The sequence below is a fragment of the Amycolatopsis lurida genome (assembly GCF_900105055.1).
In the GTDB taxonomy this organism is placed as follows: Bacteria; Actinomycetota; Actinomycetes; order Mycobacteriales; family Pseudonocardiaceae; genus Amycolatopsis; species Amycolatopsis lurida.
Genome location: NZ_FNTA01000004.1, coordinates 6,145,668 through 6,165,542, shown reverse-complemented (window position 1 = coordinate 6,165,542; position 19,875 = coordinate 6,145,668). Strand labels below are relative to the sequence as shown.

Here is a 19,875-nt window from a genome sequence, read left to right as displayed (position 1 = left end):
GCTCCCGAGCCGGACAGCCCTGTGGCACGATCATCCGGTGGTCACGATCTCCCAGCAGTGCTCAGCGGCGGATTGCTCCAGGCCAGCGGCGTTTAGAACGAGATCCAAGCCGGCATGGTGTGATCCGCACATCACCGAGATCTTGCGTCGCGGTGGCCTGGAGCCGCTTGAACCGTTCACCACCCCCACCGCGTGGCGACTCACCCAATGCCTCACTTGCGGATGTATCGCCCACTACCGGCTCGAATACACACTCGAGAAAAACCGAACCGGCGAAGCAACCTGCCGGGCGTGCTACTGGCGAAGCTGGGCAACATCATCCCGCGCCATGCAAAGCGCATACGCGCTGCCCACACCCACCGGACCTGAGCACGCGCGCCAGCATGCGCACGAGCACGGCTACCGCTACCTCGAGCAGCTCGATGGCCTCTCCCTCTCGGGTGATCCGCACCGCGTGCAGTGCGTCTACTGCGACCGGATCTCAGCCCTACGCCTGGGCGATATCGGGTTCGGCTGCTCCTGTCAAACCAACCCCCGGCGCGAACGGCAAACCACCAACGTGTCCGGCCCCAGAACCAAAGACCTGCTCAAAGACTCCGGGCTCCGCGTACTCGAGTGGTGGGACCACGACCGCAACGACCAATCCGCGTGGGACACCGCCACTATCCGCGCGACCCGCACCGCGCACTGGCGCTGCCCCGACTGCGAACTCGAGTTCACCAGCCGAGTCCGGGACATGGTCACCGCAGCGCGCTGCCCGGACTGCGAAGCCAAACGCAGAGCCGAGTGGAAAGCGCAATACGCCCGCTACCAGATCACCCCGATCACCGAGGTTCCGGAACTGCTGGCCGCGTGGGACGACGAAGCCGACCCCGCCACCGTCACCGTCGCCAGAGGCCGGCTGCGCAAATTCCGCTGCCCTCAAGGCCACCACCCACGAGTCAGCCCGCTGACTTACCTGGACTCCGGTTGCCCGGTGTGCCGGGGAAACGAGACCCGACAGCAGCAGCGCGACCAAGCCCAAGTCGATCCAGCCGCGTACCGGATCAACCGAGAGCTCGCCGCGCAGTGGCATCCGGAAAAGAACGGAAAGATCCGCCTGGCCACGGTGTCACCCAACTCGCGCAAGAACATCTGGTGGCGTGACCCCGACTGCGGCCACGAGTGGCAGGAAAGCCCCGCCCGCCGCGACGGCGGCCAACGACTGCGATGTCCGCGGTGCCGCAGCATCCTCGACTCGCTAGCGTTCCACTATCCCGAGATCGCCGCCGAATGGGCACCGACCAACCCTCTCACCGCGTGGCAAGTCCGCCCCAGCGGGCAAACAGCCTTCACCCCGACCTGGGTGTGCTCGACCAACCCTGACCACACCTGGCAAGCGACACTCGCCTCCCGCGCGTCAGGCTCCGGCTGCCCGCAATGTCGGGAAACAGGCAAGTCGAAAGTCGAAATCGAGCATCACGCCGCAGCCCAAGCCGTGTTCGGCAACGCCGCCTCAGGACAGCCCGTCACCAGCGACGCCTTCACCCGCCGCGCCCGCTGGCTCGTCGACATCACCGCCGACCTCGGCGACGGCCGCATGATCGCCATCGAATACGACGGCTCCTACTGGCACGCCGACAAAATCGACATCGACACCGCGAAATCGCTCGACCTGCTTGCCGCCGGCTATCTCGTGGCCCGACTACGTGAACACCCGCTGCCACCGCTGCGCATCGACGACACCCGCTACACCGAGATCGTTGTCTACGCCACCGCACCCGATCCCGTGGCAGTAATGACCCGCCTCAAAGCGTGGACGACACCATCGCGTACCCCAGTTGACGCACGATCCCAGGCAATATCCACGGAGCATCCAACCTGATCTGGTACCCGCTCGCGGCCACCAGACTCTAGCGTCACTTCGGGTTGTTGTCTTTCAGACAGTGAGTGCGTCACAGCGTGCATAGCGCGGACAGGAGCCAACACCCCTTTCAAGTGTTGCCTTTCCTCAGACATCGACGACCGAACCGAGTTCGCGGGCCATACCACCAACTTCGGGAAGCGCGCCGAACCGGCCGGCCAGATAACTCCGCTCCACGTTCTCCGACTTACGGACCCGTTCGCCCGCGAACTCCGCGAGCGACCCCAGCCTCGTTACACCTTCCTCGGACTTCTCGGTAAACCACACTTCGTCCCGATTGAGCTGGTTCAACAGACCCGTGCGAGCAGAAGCGAACACCAACTGCGCACCCTTAGGGTTCGCCACCCGATCACCGAACACGCGAACCAACTCAGCCACGACCAGGGGATGGATACCCGCATCCAGGTCATCGGCCACCACCACCGCACCGCTCGTGAGCGCTGCAACCACCGACGGCACAACCGAGAACCAGCGGCGCACACCACCCGACTCGTCCACCACCTCACACACCATGCTGCGGCCGGAACCGCGGCGAACTATCGCGACACCGCTTGATCCCTCCGCAGCAGCTGGCTGATCGACGAGTATCTCGTCGACGTCCGGGTCGACCAGCTTCATCAACGCAAGCGCGATAGCAGCGCCGCCGGCCTCGCGCCAGCACTCCGCCGCGTAGCCGTCATCGGAGGCGTTCCACACCTGGATCGACAGCAGCTCCTCGGCGAAGTCACCGACCAGCGACGGACCGACCTGCCGCGCGATCGACAACACCAACACCTGCGGTGCCAGCAGGTCTCGCGCGACCGCCAGAGTGCCCAGTCCCCTGGCAAGGGTGAGCTCGCTACCACGGCGCTCAAACAGGCGACGGCGTTTCCTCTCGGGATAGTGGAACAGCCCCTCGTACTGCACCTGCCCGCTCTCGAGCGTCACGCGATACTCGAACCGGACACCGGCCACGGTCATCTCGACCACGAACTCGCCAACGCGTGCACCGTCCCGAGGCAACGTGAACGGCTGCATCAGCGACGCTTCCTCTCGCGCCGGAAACGACTCCGCTACAGCGCGGCGAAGGTGCGCCATCGCGCCGAGGACACTGGACTTACCTGAAGCGTTAGGCCCGAAGATCCCCGCAACCGTCAGCAGACTCTCACCCAGCCCTGACACCGCCCGCGCCGCGGCTCGTTCGCGATCGACCGCGACCATTGAGAACTCAACACGGTCACGTATCGATCGAAAGTTCGATACTTCAAACCGAATTAGCATGGCACCCCAATCGCTTACATTGTCACTATAGCCGCCAATTCGTCAAAATTCTACAAAAATAGACTTTTAAACACGTCGGCACTGCCGTCAAGTCATTGACGACGCGATTATTTGAATGTGACTACTGCGGCGGTCGCTGCGCGTCCGATCCTGCCTGGCGACCGCAAGCGGCCTCCAGACCGCGCTCTCACACCCGTTGGGTGTTGTTTCCCCTTCGGCGGCGGGGGCATCGCAGCGTGCCTCGGCGCGCCGAGATGTCAAGCGGCTGCGCGGAAACTTTTCGCTGATGCCCGTCTCCACCGTCCCTGTTTCTCTCCTCACTGTCGACGGTTGAGCCGGGCGAAAACTTCCCACGCCACGAGTACCGCTTGACATCCTTTTCTCGCGCCGAGCTGCGAAAAACCGGCCCCCACCACCAAGGGGAAAACAACGTGAGGAGAGATGACATGACCGACAACAACGACCAACAGCAGCAGGACCCGGCCGGCTTCAACGGATGGGAGATCATCCACGCCTACACCCGCGCCGACGCCCTACGCGACGGCGAACTCGTCGAAGCCGACACCGATTTGCTGAAGCAGACGGGCTTCCGCTGGCCTCTGGCCTACACCCGCTCAGTCTTCGAAGGCTTCATCAACTGGGACACGACCGACGAGGACCGCGCGCACATCCACCAGACCCGACGCGACCGCGAACGCAGCGTCTTACTCGCGCTCCACGCCGCCATCCGCGCCCACACCAACCCCAACGACCACACCCTCAGCTTCACCGTCCGTGTCACCCCGCGCCGTGGCCAAGGCCGCAGCCACCACGTCACGCTCTACGCGAACTTCGGCCCCGGCGACGACGCCGAGCCCGTGATCACCGTCCTGTCCGGCCTCACCGAACTATGACCACGGTCGGGAGCCCGCACCCTCGCGGGCTCCCGATCGCCACACCCCACCCCCTGGCGACATCGCCCACAAACACCACAAGTTAGGAGAAAACCGTTATGCCCCATCGATTCCCGTACCAGGTTGGCGATCCGGTCACATGCTTGATCTATCGGGGCACACTCGCTCTCGCCTCAGGGCACATCATCGCCATCACCGACCTGCCCGGCGGCTGCAAACGCGTCCGGGTCCGCTATGCCGGCGGCGACGCCGACTACCGCGTGACCGCCAGCGGCCACTGCGACTACCTCACACCCGGCCCACCATCGGGCTGCTGACGTTTGTCGACACGCCCGCCAGCGGACTAGCACAGTCAACGCGTCCGCTGCGCGGCCGGTGCGGAGTTCCGACCGCGGGCGGTCTCCACACTGCTGACCTTCGGGCGTTGTTTCCCCAAGGCGGTGGGGGCATCGCAGCGTGTCTCGGCGCGCCGAGATGTCAAGCGGCGGCCCGGAAACTTTTCGCTGGTTCCGACTCAACCGCATTGTTCTCTCCTCACCGTCGACGGTTGAGCCGGGCGAAAACTTTTCGCGCCAAGAGTACCGCTGGACATCCCTTTCTCGCGCCGAGCTGCGAAAAACCGGCCCCCACCACCAAGGGGAAACAACGTGAGGAGAGAAACCCATGAACAGCAACGACGTTCCCATCACCGAATCCCGGTTTATCGACACCGCCGACGTCGCGAAACTCGTCCGCAAAGAACTCAAAAAGACCTTCCCAGACACCAAATTTTCAGTCCGGATCTCCCGCTACGCCGGCGGCTCGTCGGTCTACGTCGGCTGGACTGACGGCCCCACCACCAAGGACGTCGACCAGGTCGTCTACGCGTTCCAAAGCGGCCGGTTCGAGAGCATGACCGACTGCGCCTACTCCGCCGACTCCTGGTACTGCCCCGAACACGGGCCGCGCGTAGCCCGCACTTACGGCTGCGACCTCGACGACAACAACGGCCTCCACGCCTCCCGCTGCTGCCACCAGGCCGAGCTGGTGCACTTCTGCGCCACTCACGTCTCCACCAGCCGCCAGCTGTCCGACGAGTTCACCGCCGAACTCGCCGCGAAAGTTCGCAAAGACTGCCGCATGGCGCCTGAGGGCCCCCTCGACGACCCCATCCCGGAAGGCACCCGCTGGCACTACGGCGACTACTCGACCGTCTACAACGCCATCTGGCGACTGGCCGACGACACCGACTACTAGCACCAACCGGCTACACCATCGACACTCCCAGCTGACCCTGCGGACATCGGGTGATCGGGGCGCTCTTGGCAGCATCCCGATCACCACTGCCAGCGCGAAGCCCCACACCGCGGACCGAACGCGTCAGGCGTCGAACCCGCCGCATTCGGGCAGGCCAACCCCTCCGGGCCTCGCCTCGACTACCGCCGTCCCCTCCACTGGGTGCTAGCGTCGATCCATGGTCACCACGCAGGCAACCGAACACGTGCGCCACACCCAACACCCGCCTCCGTCGACCTGCGCAAACACCTGTTCGTCGTTTTGGAAGGGCTGGTGACATGGCCGGCGGCACGACCAAACGGCTGGACCTGTCCACACCGGCCAAGAACCTGCTGTGGTCCGAATCCGGCGGACACTGCCAAAACCCGCAATGCCGCGCCGACCTGCACGTTCTCATCGAACAGCAACGGCTGCACCTCGGCGAGCTCGCCCACATCATCCCCGCGCAAACCGGTGGTCCCCGAGCCGACGAGGATCCCGAGCTCACCGACTCCGACCGGGCACAGCCAGAGAACATTCTCCTACTGTGCCCAACCTGCCACACCATGATCGACAAGGCTTCACACGCCTACCCAGCCACCCTGCTGCACGAGTGGAAGCAGCGCAGTCAGAAAGCCCGAGCCCAAGCCTTCGGCACCCCCATATTCGACACACGAGTCGATGCCCGCGCCCACATCGAACCGCTGCTCGAAGCCAATAAGGCCGTGTTCGACCGCTACGGCCCCCGCTCCGGAGACTTCGACGACGACCGCGCCGATCAGTGGCAGCGGCACGTCGCCGCCGCGATCATCCCCAACAACCAGCAGCTTCAGCGGGTGCTGCACGCCAACCGCCATCTGCTCACCACGCAGGAGAAGACCACATTCCACACGTGGGCGATCCACGCGCAGGAATTTGAAGAGCGTCACCTCCAGGGCGACTGGACCGCCGGGTCGACCCGGTTCCCGCCGGCGATGGCCACAATCCTGGTGGACGAGCAGTGAACAGCCGCGACTGGGTGGTCCAGAAGCTCCGCGACGACAAACGCGTCGTAACACCCGTCAGCGACCACGGCTTGGTCGTCACACGTCCAGGACGCCCCAACGCCGTCGCCTACTGCTGCGACCGGTCCACCATTAGGGATATTGACGCGAACGTGGTGTTCCGCGTGCTGCACGAACTACCCCAAACGCAGATGATCATCACGTTTCTCAGTAGCCAACTGAGCTACCCCGACGCCTACGATCTGACCAGCAAACGCGGCATATACATCGGCACCTTCGGCGACCTCAACGGCGCGCTCCACGACCGCGACGACATCGGCACCTACCAACACCGCGAAGAGAAATACCTGCGTACACGCATGAGCACGTCACGCGCAGTCACCCGCGTACTACGCAAAGGACACCGAGCCTGGCTGCTCCAACGCCTCGGCAGACTCCGCCCACTCACGATCATCACCAGCGACGAATACGAAGTCACCGACCGCGACTTCACCACCGCATTAGACCAACACCCCACCCTTGCGCCCGACGCGTTTATCGCCACCAGCCCCAATGCCCAGGGCTTCAGCGATCGTGTGTCGGCAACAGCCCGCGACGCTGGCATCAAGCTCCTCACCATGAACGATTTCGTCCGCACGCTGCGCGAGCCATGGACTTAAAACAGCGTTGGCCGATCCTCGACGAGCTGTGCACATGCGCGACGCAGTTGCCCGACCTGCAACTCTGGGTCTTCGGATCCATGCTGCGCACCGAACACCCTCGAGACCTCGACGTGCTGATCATCTACACCGACCCCCAGCACGTCACCGACCTGTACCGCATGCGCCTGTGGGAAGCGACGCTGCCGCCGCTGCACTTCATCGCGATGACCGCGGACGAAGAACGCGACTACCGCTTCATCGAGGTCACCGGGGCGGTGCTACTGCAACCGCCGTAACCATCCGACTGGACTCCGCCCCCGGTCTCTTCCGCCGAGCCCGAGACGGGTGGTTAACGGCAATAGTTCGGTTAAGTCGATCACGTGCACACCCGAGATCCGGCGTACCGGGCGGGGAGGCCAGCACACCCAAATCGGCACCCCACCAGCCAGATGCGCGAACCGCAGCTTGTCGATGCTGGGCGCCCTGTTCGTCGATCTCGATCACCAGATCGACGATGCCCGACAACCGGGCACCCTTCGGGGAGCCGAAAATCGCCGTCTCCCGCCACTACGGCGGCGAAGACCGCCCACCGCCTGTCGGTAGCCTCGCCACATGCCGCCGAACACGCAGCTGACTGAGGACCGCTTCTCGCAAGTAAGCCAGGCGGCACGGCGCAATATCCGCACCGCGCTCGATCTCATAGCGATCCACTCCGAACAACCAGTCCGGGGACCGCAACCGCGATCCTCGCTCAACCCGTTCACCGTGCTCGCCGCAGTCGGCGCGTGGGAACGGCTCATCGCCGACCTCACCAGCGCCGCGAGCCAAACCAACTGGCGCGGACCTGGCGGCCACAAGACCACCGGCGCGCACTGGCCGTCCGCCGTCGACGCACACATGATCAGCCATCAGTTGCTCGCCGCGCCGCTCACATCGCGGTGGGAAGCCGCTTTCCCCGCCAGATGGAAAGGCATCACCCCACTCGGATGGACCACCGTCCGACAGACGTCGCCAGCGGCCGACCGCGACAAGCTCCTCGCCTACATCACCGCGAGCCGACGAGCCCGAAACGCCGCAGCGCACTACGCCCTCGTCGAGAACGCCAGCGCCGCCGCACAGGACATGGACAGCGAAGGCTGGTATCCATGGCAATCCGACGCCCACAAGCCGAGCCTACCAGCCGGATTCGCCCGCGGGCTGGCCGCCGTCTACCTCCAGCTCATCGACTGCACAATCGACTTTGTTGCCCACGAACGCAACTGGGACGCCGGAGCGCATCGGCCACCGGCCGACTGGTTCCGCAGCAGATGCCGCGAATCGCGCTACGACGGTGTCGCTCTCTGGGCCGGAACGTCCCTCCACCGCGTCTCCGCCTGACAGGGTCAGACGGGGCACCGCGTTATCCCTTGGCTGCTTTGGAAATCAGGCGCGAGAGGTTGCCGCGATCAGTGTGCAGGCTGCGCGCCAGGTCCGCGACAGACATGCTCGGCTGATAGCTGAAGGCCCTCAGCGCGCCGTCCAGGGACACACGAGCCTGACCGGCAAGGGCTTGCGCCGACTCGCGCCGCAGCCACGCGTCGATGATTTTCGGTGTCATCGGAGGGAAATCCCGAATTCGCTTATGAGACGTGAGGTCGGTCGCCAGCGCATCAACAGCCTCTGCGTACTGGGCGTACGCCCACAGCACGTTCTCCACCATCGTCACATCGACTCGCTCGTCGACATGGGTGCGAAAGATGGTGAACGCGTCCACGCCGCGGGCGAGGACCACGACTTCGGTGTTCCATCCGGCTGCTTGAGAAAACACGTCCCGGTCGATCACTGATTCCAGCAGGATGCGCCGAGCGTCCTGGACCGCCGAGTCCTCCGTGTCGTAACCGCCATACACCGCCACTGTTTCCGCGTCGTCGCCCTGGCCGACGATGTTCGCCAACGGCATCACCAGTTCGATGCCCTCGGCGCGGTACTTTTCAACCAGCTCGTCGCCGCGCTTTTTCTGTTCCTCGGTATGACGGAACTCCCGGACACCCACCACCAGCCCTGACGGCGCACGGAAAGCGGCCGTCGCCAGACCGCCCGCCTCATAGGACTCAATCTCCTCGACGCCCTCGTCGTCCCAGCGCTCATCCTGTTCCATCAGCTTGGCAAGCTCAGCGTCACTGTCGAGCTGTTCACCGCGCGGCCTGAGCGTCGGCAGCAGTGTCGTAAAGTCCATGATCCCCACCTTCGTGTTCCGTGTACACGCTACACGGACTGTCGGTTGTGGGCAAGCTTCACCTCGGTCCGCACGGGCCCGCTTTAGAGGGTCAATGTCCCGCGCGCGGCGGAGCGATGTACTCGTCCTACAGCGGGGACGCGAACAGCGTCATGGACAATCACCCCCTGATCGCGGCCAGTCAATGCCGTCACGCTCCCCGCTGGGAGCGCGGCAGACGACCGACGCGAGCCGCCACATCGCTGATCTCATCCTCGTTGTAGGCACTACGGGTACCCGAGACTGAATAGCCGGCCGCGGCGGCAAGGTCTTTGAGTTGGTAAGGTCGCGGGCTAATGAACTCGCGGCCATAGGCCACCAGCAGCCGCATCTTTTGCTCAGCCTCGCGCATCTCCTTGCGCGCCCGACTGATCTCGCTCAGCAGCGGGTCGTAGCAGTAGCCGGCCTTTTCCTCGGCCAGCCGCAAGGATTCCTCGAACCCGCGCCGCCGGGCTTCCACTCCGTCACGCCCGTCTTGTACAGCCTCGCCTGCATCATCAGCCGGCAGATCAGGCATCGGGTACACGATATCGACTAAGTCGTCTATGATGTCTCGCCTTGTCACAAGAATCAGTATCATCACATATTACGAAATTTGCAATTCGTTTCATTAAAAGAAACTCCGCGCGATGAAGACTCACCGGCATGGATCACGTAGAGCCACCGCTACCTCCGGTACTTGTGGCTGGCCGCACAGTACGCGCCTCGCTCGTGCACGCCTGTCACCGAAACATAGGTGGGATCGACAACCATCACCCACGCCGATTCGCTGGTCTGCCGCATTCGACCGCAGGTGAACCCGTGCAGGGGGCGACGGTGTCCGGACATGTCGTGACATGTCCGGACACTGCCTCACCTGTATCGGGACGCCCATCCCCGGTAAATCTTGCAGCCCAGAGGTACGACCAAGCGAAGGGGACGACAATGCGGAAAGTACTGGGGCTGGCAGCGGTGCTGGCCATGGCATTCGCCGGACAGGTGGCCGTGTCGGGAACCGCGTCAGCCGGGGTGACCGCCGACGACTGTTGGCGACACCCGCAGGGAAAGCTCTGCGGTGGGCTACAGAACAAGACCTCCAGGCCACAGATCGCCTACATCGAGGACAACGGTTTCCATAACACCACCGTGCCCGCCGGCCGCGGAACCAATCCGAACATCGACTACGACGGTTTCGTGGTCACCGGAAACTGCACGGCCCGCGCCACGTCGGTCCGATACATCAACGGGCTCGGCCCGAGCTACAACTACACGCTAGTCAACAGCGGAAAGCGGTACAAGTTCCGGACCGACGAGATCGTCATGCTCCAGGGACTGGTCTGTCGCTGACGGCCAAGCGGGGTACCGGGGTCAATGCCCCGGTACCCCCTCCCTGCGTGCGCCCAGGGCCACAACGACGGTGATCCGGAAGCCAGGTGGTCACCGTGCCCGACACACCCGGCAACTAACACGGCCGAAGGCACCTATCGCGCCCTTCCCCGCGAGCTGCCCGGCCGATTGCCGAGGATGCCTACGAATGCTTGTACGCGTTCACCTCAACTGACGGCTCAACACCCCCGCCATGCTGCAACACCGTCCCCGTGCCGGTGCAATCACTATTGGCAAATCCGCGCTGCCGCTCGCGACTGTTGTTCACCAACGAGCGGGCCGCGAACGGAAGCCGAATACAGTGACTGCCGGTCGCCCAATCCGGATCCAACTGAATCTTCGTTCCCGTGAACCCAGACTCACTCCAAAAACACACGAAACCCTGCGCGCAGCTCGGCGATCCACTCCCGGACACCGGCCCATCGGCACTGGCCAGATTCGCCGGCCCCAGCGGATCGGGAGACCGCACCACCAGCGCGACCACCAGTCCCACCGCCACGATCACCACCGCAGCGGCGGTGATCTGCCACTTCGGCAACAACCGCGGCGACCGCTCAGCGGTGAGGGTGTCGCCCGCCGGCGTTGTCGTCTCGCCTGCCTGCCCAGCCAACGCCGCGCATGCCAGCCCGGAGCGAACCGCCTCGAGCTCGTCGAACAGCTCCGGCTGGCCGCAGCCACCCAGATAACAGCGCAACTGCTCAGCCGTCGGCAACGTCCCGTTCTCGATATAGGACACGCGCCGCCGCGACAGCGCCACGTGGCCGAGCACCGAATGCCGCGCCAAAGCCTCTTGCGTCAACCGTCCCCGCAGCCGCCGCAGGAACATCCCGAACTCATCCGCGGTCTCGATATCACCAGGACGGAAATCGTCAGCAAGCATCACGCCTCCCCGGTCGATGCCCTCTGACCAGCGTAGAACCATGTCACGTTTGTCCAGGACATCCCGAGACACTTCCACCCATGGTGCGACCAGTCAGTCACGTGCTGTGATCAAAGGGTCGGGCAAGCACGACCTGGCGTCCTCTCTCCGGCCCAACGGGCACCCGCGACACGCGGCGTGTCATCACACAAACGAGACAGGCAACTGGCGCACAAGGAATACACCCGCTGATCGACTCGGCGGGATAGCTCGATACCGCTGGCCGCTCGTCGGAGCAACTGCGGCACTCAGCCAGGCTCTACTCGCCTCCACACAAGCCCCGCACCCTGCCCTAGGTGTATTGACCATGGAGGTTGGGTACGGGGCGACACGTGATCGGATGATCTTGGTGTGAGGGAGGGCCTCCGGGTTCGGTGTGGATTGCGACATCTGCACCGGCTGCCTGGAGGCCCTCGTGACTCACGCTAACGCACCGTTGACCCCTGCCGGAAGGTTGCGTCTGGCCCGGTGTGTCGTGGACGAGGGCTGGCCGTTGCGGCGGGCGGCGGAACGGTTCCAGGTCGCGGTGTCCACGGCGAAACGGTGGGCCGGCCGCTACCGCGAGGAGGGTCCGGCCGGGATGGTCGATCGCTCGTCCCGCCCGCATCGCTGTCCGTCGCGGACCCCGAGCCGGACCGAGCGGCGGATCATCAAGGTCCGGGTCCTGCGCCGGTGGGGACCGGCCCGGATCGCCTACCTGCTCGGGCTGAACCCGTCCACGGTGCACGCGGTCCTGCGCCGCTACGGCCTGGCCCGGCTCTCCCATCTGGACCGGGCCACCGGCCGGCCGGTCCGCCGCTACGAACACGCCGCGCCCGGCGACCTGGTCCATGTGGATATCAAGAAGCTGGGCAACATCCCCGACGGCGGCGGGCACCGCGTCCTCGATCGCGCCACCGGCGTGCGGCACAAGAAGGCCACCACCACCGCCCGCTACCGGCACGGGAAACCCAGGATCGGGTCCAGCTACCTGCACAACGCCGTCGACGACCACTCCCGCCTGGCCTACAGCGAAATCCTGGCCGACGAGAAGAAAGAGACCGCGGTCGCGTTCTGGCAACGCGCCCAGACCTTCTTCACCAGCAACGGCATCACCGTCACACGGGTCCTCACCGACAACGGGGCCTGCTACAAATCCCGCCTCTGGCGCGACACGCTGCGCGACGCGGACATCACCCACAAACGCACCCGCCCTTACCGGCCCCAGACCAACGGCAAAGTCGAACGGTTCAACCGCACCCTGCTCGAGGAATGGGCCTACGCCCGCCCCTACCGCTCCGAAACCGAACGCCGCGACGCCTACCCACACCGGCTGCACACCTACAATCACCACCGCGGCCACACCGCACTCGACGGCAAACCACCCGCCAGCCGCGTCCCCAACCTCTCAGGCCAATACACCTAGGCACGCTTTAAGGTGTCAGGCCATGCGCCACCACGATCACCACCAGCCACTCAGGCGGGGTTCCTTACGGATCCAACCTGACAACCTGCGGATACACCGCAAGCCAACACCACGCCGAGCCAGCGCACCCGATGCTCAACGTGCCACGCGGACCAGCTCAGCAGGCTGGACCACATTGACCGTCGTTCTGTTCGTGTTGACCGCGGCAATCGGTGTCAACTCATGGTGGCTTTACCAGGAAGGCCGTCCGGGCATGCCCGTACCTGCTGCCTACGACGACGAAGCCTCACGGGGCTTGATTTTCGTGTCTGGTCCCGCTGGAATCCCCATCTCAGCCACACTCACCTTCACTGGCAACGCCCTCAACGAGGCCGCCTTGACGGTCTGGACCGACAACCCACGCAACGACGAACCCATCGCGGTGCAAGTCAACCTCTACAACCGGGCATTGATCACTCAAAACGACGCCGAATCAACCGGCTTCGATTACTTCGAAACCGAACATGATCCTTCCTCCACCATCGATCGGCAAGTCGGCGTGGTCAACCTAGTGCGGTCAACGACAACCACCACCACCTCCAACTGCGGGAGCGAGTACTGGGGGACCCGACTGGCTCGCTCAGTATGTCTTCACTTCCGTGAAAACCTGCTCGTCAAAGACCGAGCCAGAATCGCCGGATCACTACCCACCCTGTTCTGGCCGCTGGCCTGCGCTCGACCAGCAGGAGCGAAAGGAATCGAGGACCGCGAGGCAATCCTGGAGTTCACTCCAGCTATGGCTATCATCAATAGCAGCTGCGTCACCGCCGACCCTGTCGCTGACCAGCCAGGTGTCCGCGTCCGCGTCGATGCTCAACGCGAACCAGTTCGCATCGACTTCACCTCCCCACCAGCCTCCGACGCGGGAAAGCTCGTGTGGGATTCCGACCAAGGCAGAGCCCAAGCAGTCGACGTCAGCTACGTTCTGCTCACTGAGGAAGCGCTCAGACAGAACTATCAGTTTCTCTCCGGCGTCCTCATCGGCGTCGCCGCCGCGATCTTCCCGTTCTGTGTGCAAGCAGCCAGTCGGATCCGTGGCCGCGGCAGCAAACGCCACTCCGACACCCCAAGCTGAGCCGCACCAAACGCTGGTGGCAGGCATCAGGTGAACCTCGACACGCTGCTGAGCCGATACGCTGCTGAGCCCGACTTGTGTCGAGAGTTTCTTTACTTGTTCAAGGCGCGGCCCTGCGGGCCGCGCTGCCGGGACGGGCACCGGGGCATGCGGCCTGGCGGCCGGTCCCCGGACCCGCCCGGCAGCACCCCGCAACAAGGACAACCACACCGCACGGCCTCGTCGCCGCTGCTGCCAGCTACTCCCGTCGCCCGACGAGATACGTCCGGTACCGGCGAGACCGTAGCCGCGTCAACACCGCGCCCCTGAACAAAGATCGCGCGGTCGTTGCTCCATTTGGGCGCTACCGAAAGTTGCCGATTGCATCATCAGTCTTGGTTGTGGATCCTGTCCTGTTGATCTCTCTCAGGGAAGGTGACCATGGCCGCAACTCCCAGCGACCGCGACGTACTTGACCAGACCGTCAGCCTCATGGACTTCCTTGCCGAAGTCACCGACGCCGCCAACCGCGACCCCAACCGCGACATCACCGCCGACGAAGCCGACGCCCCGGACCCGCTGATCTGGCTCGACCACCTTCCCGACGGCCTGAACCTGACCCCGAAAACAGCCGATGACGTGCTGCTGCGCGTCCGACCACCCAAAACCGTTCTCGAGCCGCGCCCGCCCGCTGCTCTGGCCGGCTGGATCGACTCGCCCGAAACCCGCGGCCCCGACAGTCCACCACCACGACTGCTCGCTACCGGCCCCGCCGACGTCGAGCAGGAACACGCGATTTCTCCGCCAGCCAGCGTCCGGCAAGCGTTCGACCGGTGGCTGACGCAATGGCGTGAGTGGAGCCGGGAACAGCTGCGCTCCCGCGCCCGCCGCGACCTCTACGAATCGCTTGAGCGAGCCGCGAAAACCCTTGAACAGCAGGACGACGAATACGAATTCGTGCTCGCCACCGGTCTCGTCCGCTGGCACACCGCTGACGGAGAGGAGATCCGCCGGCACCTGATCACCGAGCCAGTCCGCCCGCAGCTGGCTCGCGACACCGCAGAAGTGACAGTCTCGTTCATCGGTGGCAAACGCCGCTTTGAAGACAAGGCCCTCTTCACCGAGGTCGAGGGCTATCAGCCCGACCGTGGCCGCACCACCCGCCAAGCCATCCTCGACAGCGACACCGGCCTGCTGGATCCCACACTGCTCAGCGACATCGAGGGCTGGCTCGGGCTCACTGTCGCCGACCCCTTCACCTCGCTGCGCCGCCCCGAAGACCCCGCCGGCGAACTACCTGGCCGTCTGGAGCTTTCGCCCTCACCGGCGCTGCTGCTGCGGCCGCGCAGCCGCGAATTGCTCGCCGACACCTACCGCAAGATCGCGCAGCAGCTGCGCGAGCCCGACGCGCAGGTACCGGTTGCGCTCGCGCAGCTGGTCACCGACACCGAAGCCGACACCCGCGGCCGCTGGCTCACTCAGCAGAACGCGCCCACCGGCGACATGCTCGGCGAAGACCCGCTGTTCCCGCTGCCGACCAACGACGAGCAGGAACGCGTCATCGAACTGCTCAAACGCGAAATCGGGGTAGTCGTCCAAGGCCCGCCGGGAACAGGTAAAACTCACACGATCGCCAACCTTGTCAGCGCGCTACTGGCACGCGGGATGCGGGTCCTGGTCACCAGCCAGAAAGACCAGGCCCTCAAAGTCCTCCGCGACAAAATCCCGACCGACCTGCGCAGCCTATGTGTGCTGCTCGCCGGAGGCAGCAAAGACGCCGCCAAAGAACTCGAACGCGGCATCGACGCGCTCTCGACCGCGATCGGCTCGACCGAAACCGCGGGACTGCCGCGCCGTGCGCAGCAGCTCGCCGAGGAACGCCACAACCTGCTCGCCCGCAGCGCCGAACTCAACACCCGGATCCGGCAACTGCGCGAAGTCGAATACCTCCAGCATCCGCCCGTCGCCCCCGGCTACAGCACCACCCTCTACGCCGGGCCCCTCACCAACATCGTGCGCGAAGTACAGGAGCGCGCCGTCGCCTACCGGTGGCTCCCCAGTGTGGACCTGGCCTGGCCCGATAAGCCGCCGCTGGTCACCGGGGACATGCTCGAGCTGCTCACCCTGACCCGCCAAGACAGCCCTGGCAGGCGCATCCGCGCCGGCCAGCAAATCCCCGAACGCCGTGAGCTGCCCGACGCGGGCGAGCTGGCCGACATCATCGCCTCCGAGCATCACGCCCGCAACACCGCGCACGCCGACACCAGTGCCCTTACCTCGCGTCTCGCCTCACTCGGTGCGGAGGCGCTGCAGTATCTGCGCGGGCTCGGCGACCAGGCCCGCACCACATTGCAGCGCCTCGGCTACGGCGAAGACAGCGTCACGCCGCCAACGCGCAGCTGGGTCGGGGCCGCCGTGGACGACCACCTCGCCGGCCGACACCACGGCCTGTGGCAACGCCTGCACGCCGAGCGGGACACCGCCGACCGACTCCAGCAGCAGATACGCGACCTCGGCCTACAGTTTGCCGTCGAACTGCCCACCGTCCGCGACTACGGGATCGGCAAAACCCGTGCCCTGCTCAACAGCGGCCGACAACTGCGCGACCACATCGCCGGTGGAGGGAAGATCCGCAAGTTCGGCAAATCGGCCGCGCAAAAGAACGCCGAAGAGTTCCTGGCCGTGGTCACCGTCGATGGGGTCCCGCCACACAGCCTGCAGCAGATCGACGCGGCTCTCTACCGGCTCGAGGCCGACGTTGCCGCGGTGCAGCTCGTCGGATTGTGGGCCGAGGCCGACGTGACCATCACCGGCGACTCCCTCACCCGCGCCCTGTCCGAGCTCGCCGACAACGCGCAGCTGCTCGATCACATCGTCGCCCTAGCCCAGATCCACGGCGTGTTCCGGGACACGCTGCTGCGCGCCGGCCAGTCGATCGACCTCTCGACCATCGCCACATTCGTCCGCACCCTCGACGCAGTCCCTGCCGCCCTGCACTACGTGGCGCTGGAACAAGCCCGCCACCAAGTCGCGGCCCTACAACACAAAGTCGCCGCGTGGGCAGCCACCGACAACGCCTGCTCCGAACTCGCGCTCCTGGTCAAAGCCGTCGCCGAACGCGACCTCGACGCCTACCGCACCGGCCTCGACGCCCTCGACCTCGCCCGGCACGACCGCGCCGCCGAACACCGCCGCGCCCAACTCGCTCGCACACTCCGCAACAACCATCCCGCTCTGCTCGAACTGCTCGAAGCCACCGCCGACGACCCAACGTGGGACCAGCGCATAGGCGACCTGCCCGCGGCGTGGGCATGGTCCAAAGCCGAGCAGTTCATCTTCGCCACCCGCAACGCCGAGGACGAACGCCGCTTGGTCGCCGAATTCGACATGGTCGAAGACCAGATCAACCGGGTCACCAGCCAGCTCGCCGGGGTGCAGGCGCTCAGTGCCTGCCTGAACCGGATGACCGACTCCCACGCTCGGGCACTGCGCAGCTACCGCGAACACATGAGCCACGTCGGCGCCGGCGGCGGAAGCAAAGCACGCGAATACCGCAAAGCCGCCCGCCAAGCCATGGAAAAAGCCAAAGACGCCGTGCCCGCGTGGGTGGTGCCCCTGCCGAACCTGCTGGAAAACATCAGCGCCGTCCGGGACTCGTTCGACGTTGTCATCGTCGACGAAGCCAGCCAGGTCGGAGTCGAACAGCTATTCCTACTGTGGATGGCGCCGCGGGTGATCGTGGTCGGCGACGACAAGCAATGCACCCCCGGCGGCAACCGGCTCGGCAAAACCGAAGCGCTGTTCGCGAGCATGCACGAACACCTGTCCGGGATCGACGAAGAGATCCGGCTCAACTTCACCGCCAAATCCCACCTCTACGGGCTGCTGTCGGCCCGCTCAGGCCGCGACGCGGTCGTGCGACTGCGGGAACACTTCCGCTGCATGCCCGAGATCATCACCTGGTCCTCGACCCAGTTCTACGGCGACGACGACCGCCCAGGGCTCATCCCACTGCGCGAACGCACCGCCACCGACCTGGAACCGTTGAAAGTCGTGACCGTCGAAGGCGGCTACGTCGAAGGACGCGACACCCGCCGCCGCAACCCCACCGAAGCAAAACGCATCGTCACCCAGCTCGCCGAATGCCTTGACGACCCCCGCTACGACGGAAAAACGTTCGGCGTAGTCGTCCTTCAAGGGACAGGGCAAATCAAGCTGCTCGAACACGAAATCAACGCCGCCATCTCCGCCGAGGACCGCCAGCAGCGCAAGATCCGGGTCGGCATCCCGGCCAACTTCCAAGGCGACGAACGCGACGTGATCTTCCTGTCCATGGTGGTCGCCGACGCGCCACGGGCCCAGCGCGCGCAACTTGCCCAGCAGGCCTACAACGTGGCGGCAAGCCGCGCTAAAGACCAGATGTGGCTCTACACCTCCGTCGGCATCGGCGACCTCAAACCCGACGACCTGCGCGCGTCGCTGATGGGCTACATGCTCACACCGCCGTCGGTGTTCGGCACCTCCCCGAGCCTCGAGGAAGTCAGCGACACCACCAGCACCGCGCCGTTCGAATCCCTCTTCGAGCAAAAAGTGTTCCGCGAGATCAAACGCCGCGGCTACTTCGTCGTCCCCCAGTACGAGGTCGGCACCCGACATCTGGACCTGGTCGTCGTCGGCGACGGCGGCCGGCTCGCCGTCGAATGCGACGGCCACCTCTGGCACACCAGCACCGCACAACAAATCTCCGACGCGCGCCGCGACCGTGAACTACGCCGCATGGGCTGGGACGTGCTCCGCATCCGCGAAAGCGAGTTCGAATTCGACCCTGACCGCGAACTCGAACCGCTCTGGCAGCGCCTCGACGAACGCGGCATCCATCCCCACGACATCACCGAACACACACGGCAGCCAGACGGCTGGACGCCCGTCACTCTGCCCGACGACACCGCTGACACCGACACCTCCGAGGGGAACCCCCTGTGACAAGCACAGCCGACACCGACAGCGACGACATCACAGTGGAACTGGACGACAACATCCTCGACCGTCTCGCTTTCCTGATCTGCGGCGACGACAGCAGCCGCCACTACCGCACCGCCAAAGAGATCACCCGATTCTTCAACGCCGCCGGCTGGCGACGCGTCAACGGCCTCGACGGCGGACGTTACAGCGCAGTTCTCGACACACTACGCGGCCGTCGACGAGACTCAGACGCACTCAAGGCGGTGCTCCTACGGCTGGCAGACCCACGCGAATATCTCGACGACGACGAAACGCGCGCCGCCGTCACCCAAGAACTCAACGAGCTGCTCGCGGTAGAGGGATACCAAGTCATCTACAAGACCGGCCGCCCTGCGCTCATCACTCAAACTCCCACGATGAATCGCCCCGCGATGCAGGCTCCCGTCCAGCTCACCGCCAGTCTGGCCGACGTAGTCAGCGATGCCGCCTTCGGCGAGCAACTCAAAGCCCGACTCGACGAAGCACATGCCTGCTGGAAAAACGGGGCACCCACCGCCGCGATCATCATGCTCGGCAGCCTCCTGGAAGGAGTGCTCTACGACCTCGCGCTAAGTCAGCACCGCGACGGCCGCGCCCCTAACGACCATCTCGAAAGTCTCATCAACCTCGCACGATCAAAGGGCTGGCTGCCCCAAGACGTCGTCGACTACGCCCACGTCCTACGCCACCACCGAAACCTCGTGCACCCCAAAAAACAGTTCACCCTGGGCTACTCGCCGAAAGACAGCACCGTCCGGATCGCCTGGAACGTCGTCGTGGCAACCCTCAACGACCTCGCAGCCGTGAAAAACCCCTCACCAGACCAGTCCGATCCCGCCACGAACACACAGGACCACTAGCCACCACATCAGCGAATTTACAC

17 protein-coding genes are annotated in these 19,875 nt (G+C 65.0%); 13 read left to right on the top strand and 4 right to left on the bottom strand.

Going from position 1 to position 19,875, the window contains the following annotated elements; genetic code table 11:
* Window positions 1–328: 328 nt before the first annotated feature.
* The gene (locus BLW75_RS34605) at window positions 329–1,864 is read left to right on the top strand and encodes a zinc-ribbon domain-containing protein (RefSeq protein WP_198935865.1); all 1,536 of its coding nucleotides are present in this window, start codon (window positions 329–331) and stop codon (window positions 1,862–1,864) included.
* A 126-nt stretch (window positions 1,865–1,990) separates the two neighbouring features.
* Here BLW75_RS34605 and BLW75_RS34600 read toward each other — a convergent pair whose 3' ends face one another.
* Window positions 1,991–3,103, bottom strand: coding sequence for an AAA family ATPase (locus BLW75_RS34600; RefSeq protein ID WP_241784181.1), 1,113 nt, complete (start codon window positions 3,101–3,103; stop codon window positions 1,991–1,993).
* 506 nt (window positions 3,104–3,609) lie between these two features.
* Between BLW75_RS34600 and BLW75_RS34595 the strand changes: the two genes are divergently transcribed.
* The 7 genes from BLW75_RS34595 to BLW75_RS34565 all read left to right on the top strand — a co-directional run bounded on the left by BLW75_RS34595 (window position 3,610) and on the right by BLW75_RS34565 (window position 8,332).
* Complete coding sequence (locus BLW75_RS34595) at window positions 3,610–4,056, top strand: DUF6573 family protein (protein WP_091598960.1); 447 nt, start codon at window positions 3,610–3,612, stop codon at window positions 4,054–4,056.
* Window positions 4,057–4,199: 143 nt separating this feature from the next.
* The gene (locus BLW75_RS43015) at window positions 4,200–4,373 is read left to right on the top strand and encodes a hypothetical protein (protein WP_158005450.1); all 174 of its coding nucleotides are present in this window, start codon (window positions 4,200–4,202) and stop codon (window positions 4,371–4,373) included.
* Window positions 4,374–4,719: 346 nt separating this feature from the next.
* The gene (locus BLW75_RS34585; protein WP_091598957.1) at window positions 4,720–5,292 is read left to right on the top strand and encodes an LPD29 domain-containing protein; all 573 of its coding nucleotides are present in this window, start codon (window positions 4,720–4,722) and stop codon (window positions 5,290–5,292) included.
* Window positions 5,293–5,609: 317 nt separating this feature from the next.
* On the top strand, window positions 5,610–6,314 hold the full coding sequence (locus BLW75_RS34580) for an HNH endonuclease signature motif containing protein (protein ID WP_091598954.1): 705 nt from the start codon (window positions 5,610–5,612) through the stop codon (window positions 6,312–6,314).
* A complete protein-coding gene (locus BLW75_RS34575; protein ID WP_034324376.1) occupies window positions 6,311–6,973 on the top strand; it encodes a hypothetical protein in 663 nt (220 codons plus the stop codon). Before BLW75_RS34580 ends, BLW75_RS34575 begins: the two co-directional genes overlap by 4 nt.
* The gene (locus tag BLW75_RS34570; protein WP_143055399.1) at window positions 6,964–7,251 is read left to right on the top strand and encodes a nucleotidyltransferase domain-containing protein; all 288 of its coding nucleotides are present in this window, start codon (window positions 6,964–6,966) and stop codon (window positions 7,249–7,251) included. The genes BLW75_RS34575 and BLW75_RS34570 overlap by 10 nt, the downstream gene beginning before the upstream one ends.
* Before the next feature lie 316 nt (window positions 7,252–7,567).
* Window positions 7,568–8,332 (top strand): hypothetical protein, encoded by a 765-nt coding sequence (locus tag BLW75_RS34565; protein WP_034324382.1) that lies wholly within the window; start codon window positions 7,568–7,570, stop codon window positions 8,330–8,332.
* 22 nt (window positions 8,333–8,354) lie between these two features.
* Here the strand turns inward: BLW75_RS34565 and BLW75_RS34560 are convergent, their stop codons facing one another.
* Window positions 8,355–9,170, bottom strand: coding sequence for a hypothetical protein (locus BLW75_RS34560; RefSeq protein WP_143055398.1), 816 nt, complete (start codon window positions 9,168–9,170; stop codon window positions 8,355–8,357).
* A gap of 190 nt (window positions 9,171–9,360) precedes the next feature.
* A complete protein-coding gene (locus BLW75_RS34555) occupies window positions 9,361–9,726 on the bottom strand; it encodes a hypothetical protein (protein WP_241784183.1) in 366 nt (121 codons plus the stop codon).
* A gap of 407 nt (window positions 9,727–10,133) precedes the next feature.
* Between BLW75_RS34555 and BLW75_RS34550 the strand changes: the two genes are divergently transcribed.
* Window positions 10,134–10,535 (top strand): hypothetical protein, encoded by a 402-nt coding sequence (locus BLW75_RS34550; protein WP_091598952.1) that lies wholly within the window; start codon window positions 10,134–10,136, stop codon window positions 10,533–10,535.
* Between the two features lie 181 nt (window positions 10,536–10,716).
* On the opposite strand, the gene BLW75_RS34545 is transcribed toward BLW75_RS34550, so the two are convergent.
* A complete protein-coding gene (locus tag BLW75_RS34545) occupies window positions 10,717–11,454 on the bottom strand; it encodes a peptidase inhibitor family I36 protein (protein WP_158005451.1) in 738 nt (245 codons plus the stop codon).
* Between the two features lie 454 nt (window positions 11,455–11,908).
* Here BLW75_RS34545 and BLW75_RS34540 point away from each other — a divergent pair, with 454 nt between their 5' ends.
* The 4 genes from BLW75_RS34540 (at window position 11,909) to BLW75_RS34525 (ending at window position 19,852) form a co-directional block, all read left to right on the top strand.
* Entirely contained in the window at window positions 11,909–12,898 is a 990-nt protein-coding gene (locus BLW75_RS34540) for an IS481 family transposase (RefSeq protein ID WP_091600074.1), read from the top strand.
* A gap of 175 nt (window positions 12,899–13,073) precedes the next feature.
* Window positions 13,074–14,012, top strand: a complete 939-nt coding sequence (locus BLW75_RS42505; RefSeq protein WP_143055396.1) for a hypothetical protein — start codon at window positions 13,074–13,076, stop codon at window positions 14,010–14,012.
* Window positions 14,013–14,432: 420 nt separating this feature from the next.
* Window positions 14,433–18,974 carry an AAA domain-containing protein gene (locus tag BLW75_RS34530; protein ID WP_034324667.1) on the top strand — a complete coding sequence of 1,514 codons (4,542 nt, stop codon included), beginning with the start codon at window positions 14,433–14,435 and terminating at the stop codon, window positions 18,972–18,974.
* The gene (locus tag BLW75_RS34525) at window positions 18,971–19,852 is read left to right on the top strand and encodes a DUF4145 domain-containing protein (RefSeq protein ID WP_091598949.1); all 882 of its coding nucleotides are present in this window, start codon (window positions 18,971–18,973) and stop codon (window positions 19,850–19,852) included. Before BLW75_RS34530 ends, BLW75_RS34525 begins: the two co-directional genes overlap by 4 nt.
* The last annotated feature ends 23 nt before the right edge of the window (window positions 19,853–19,875 follow it).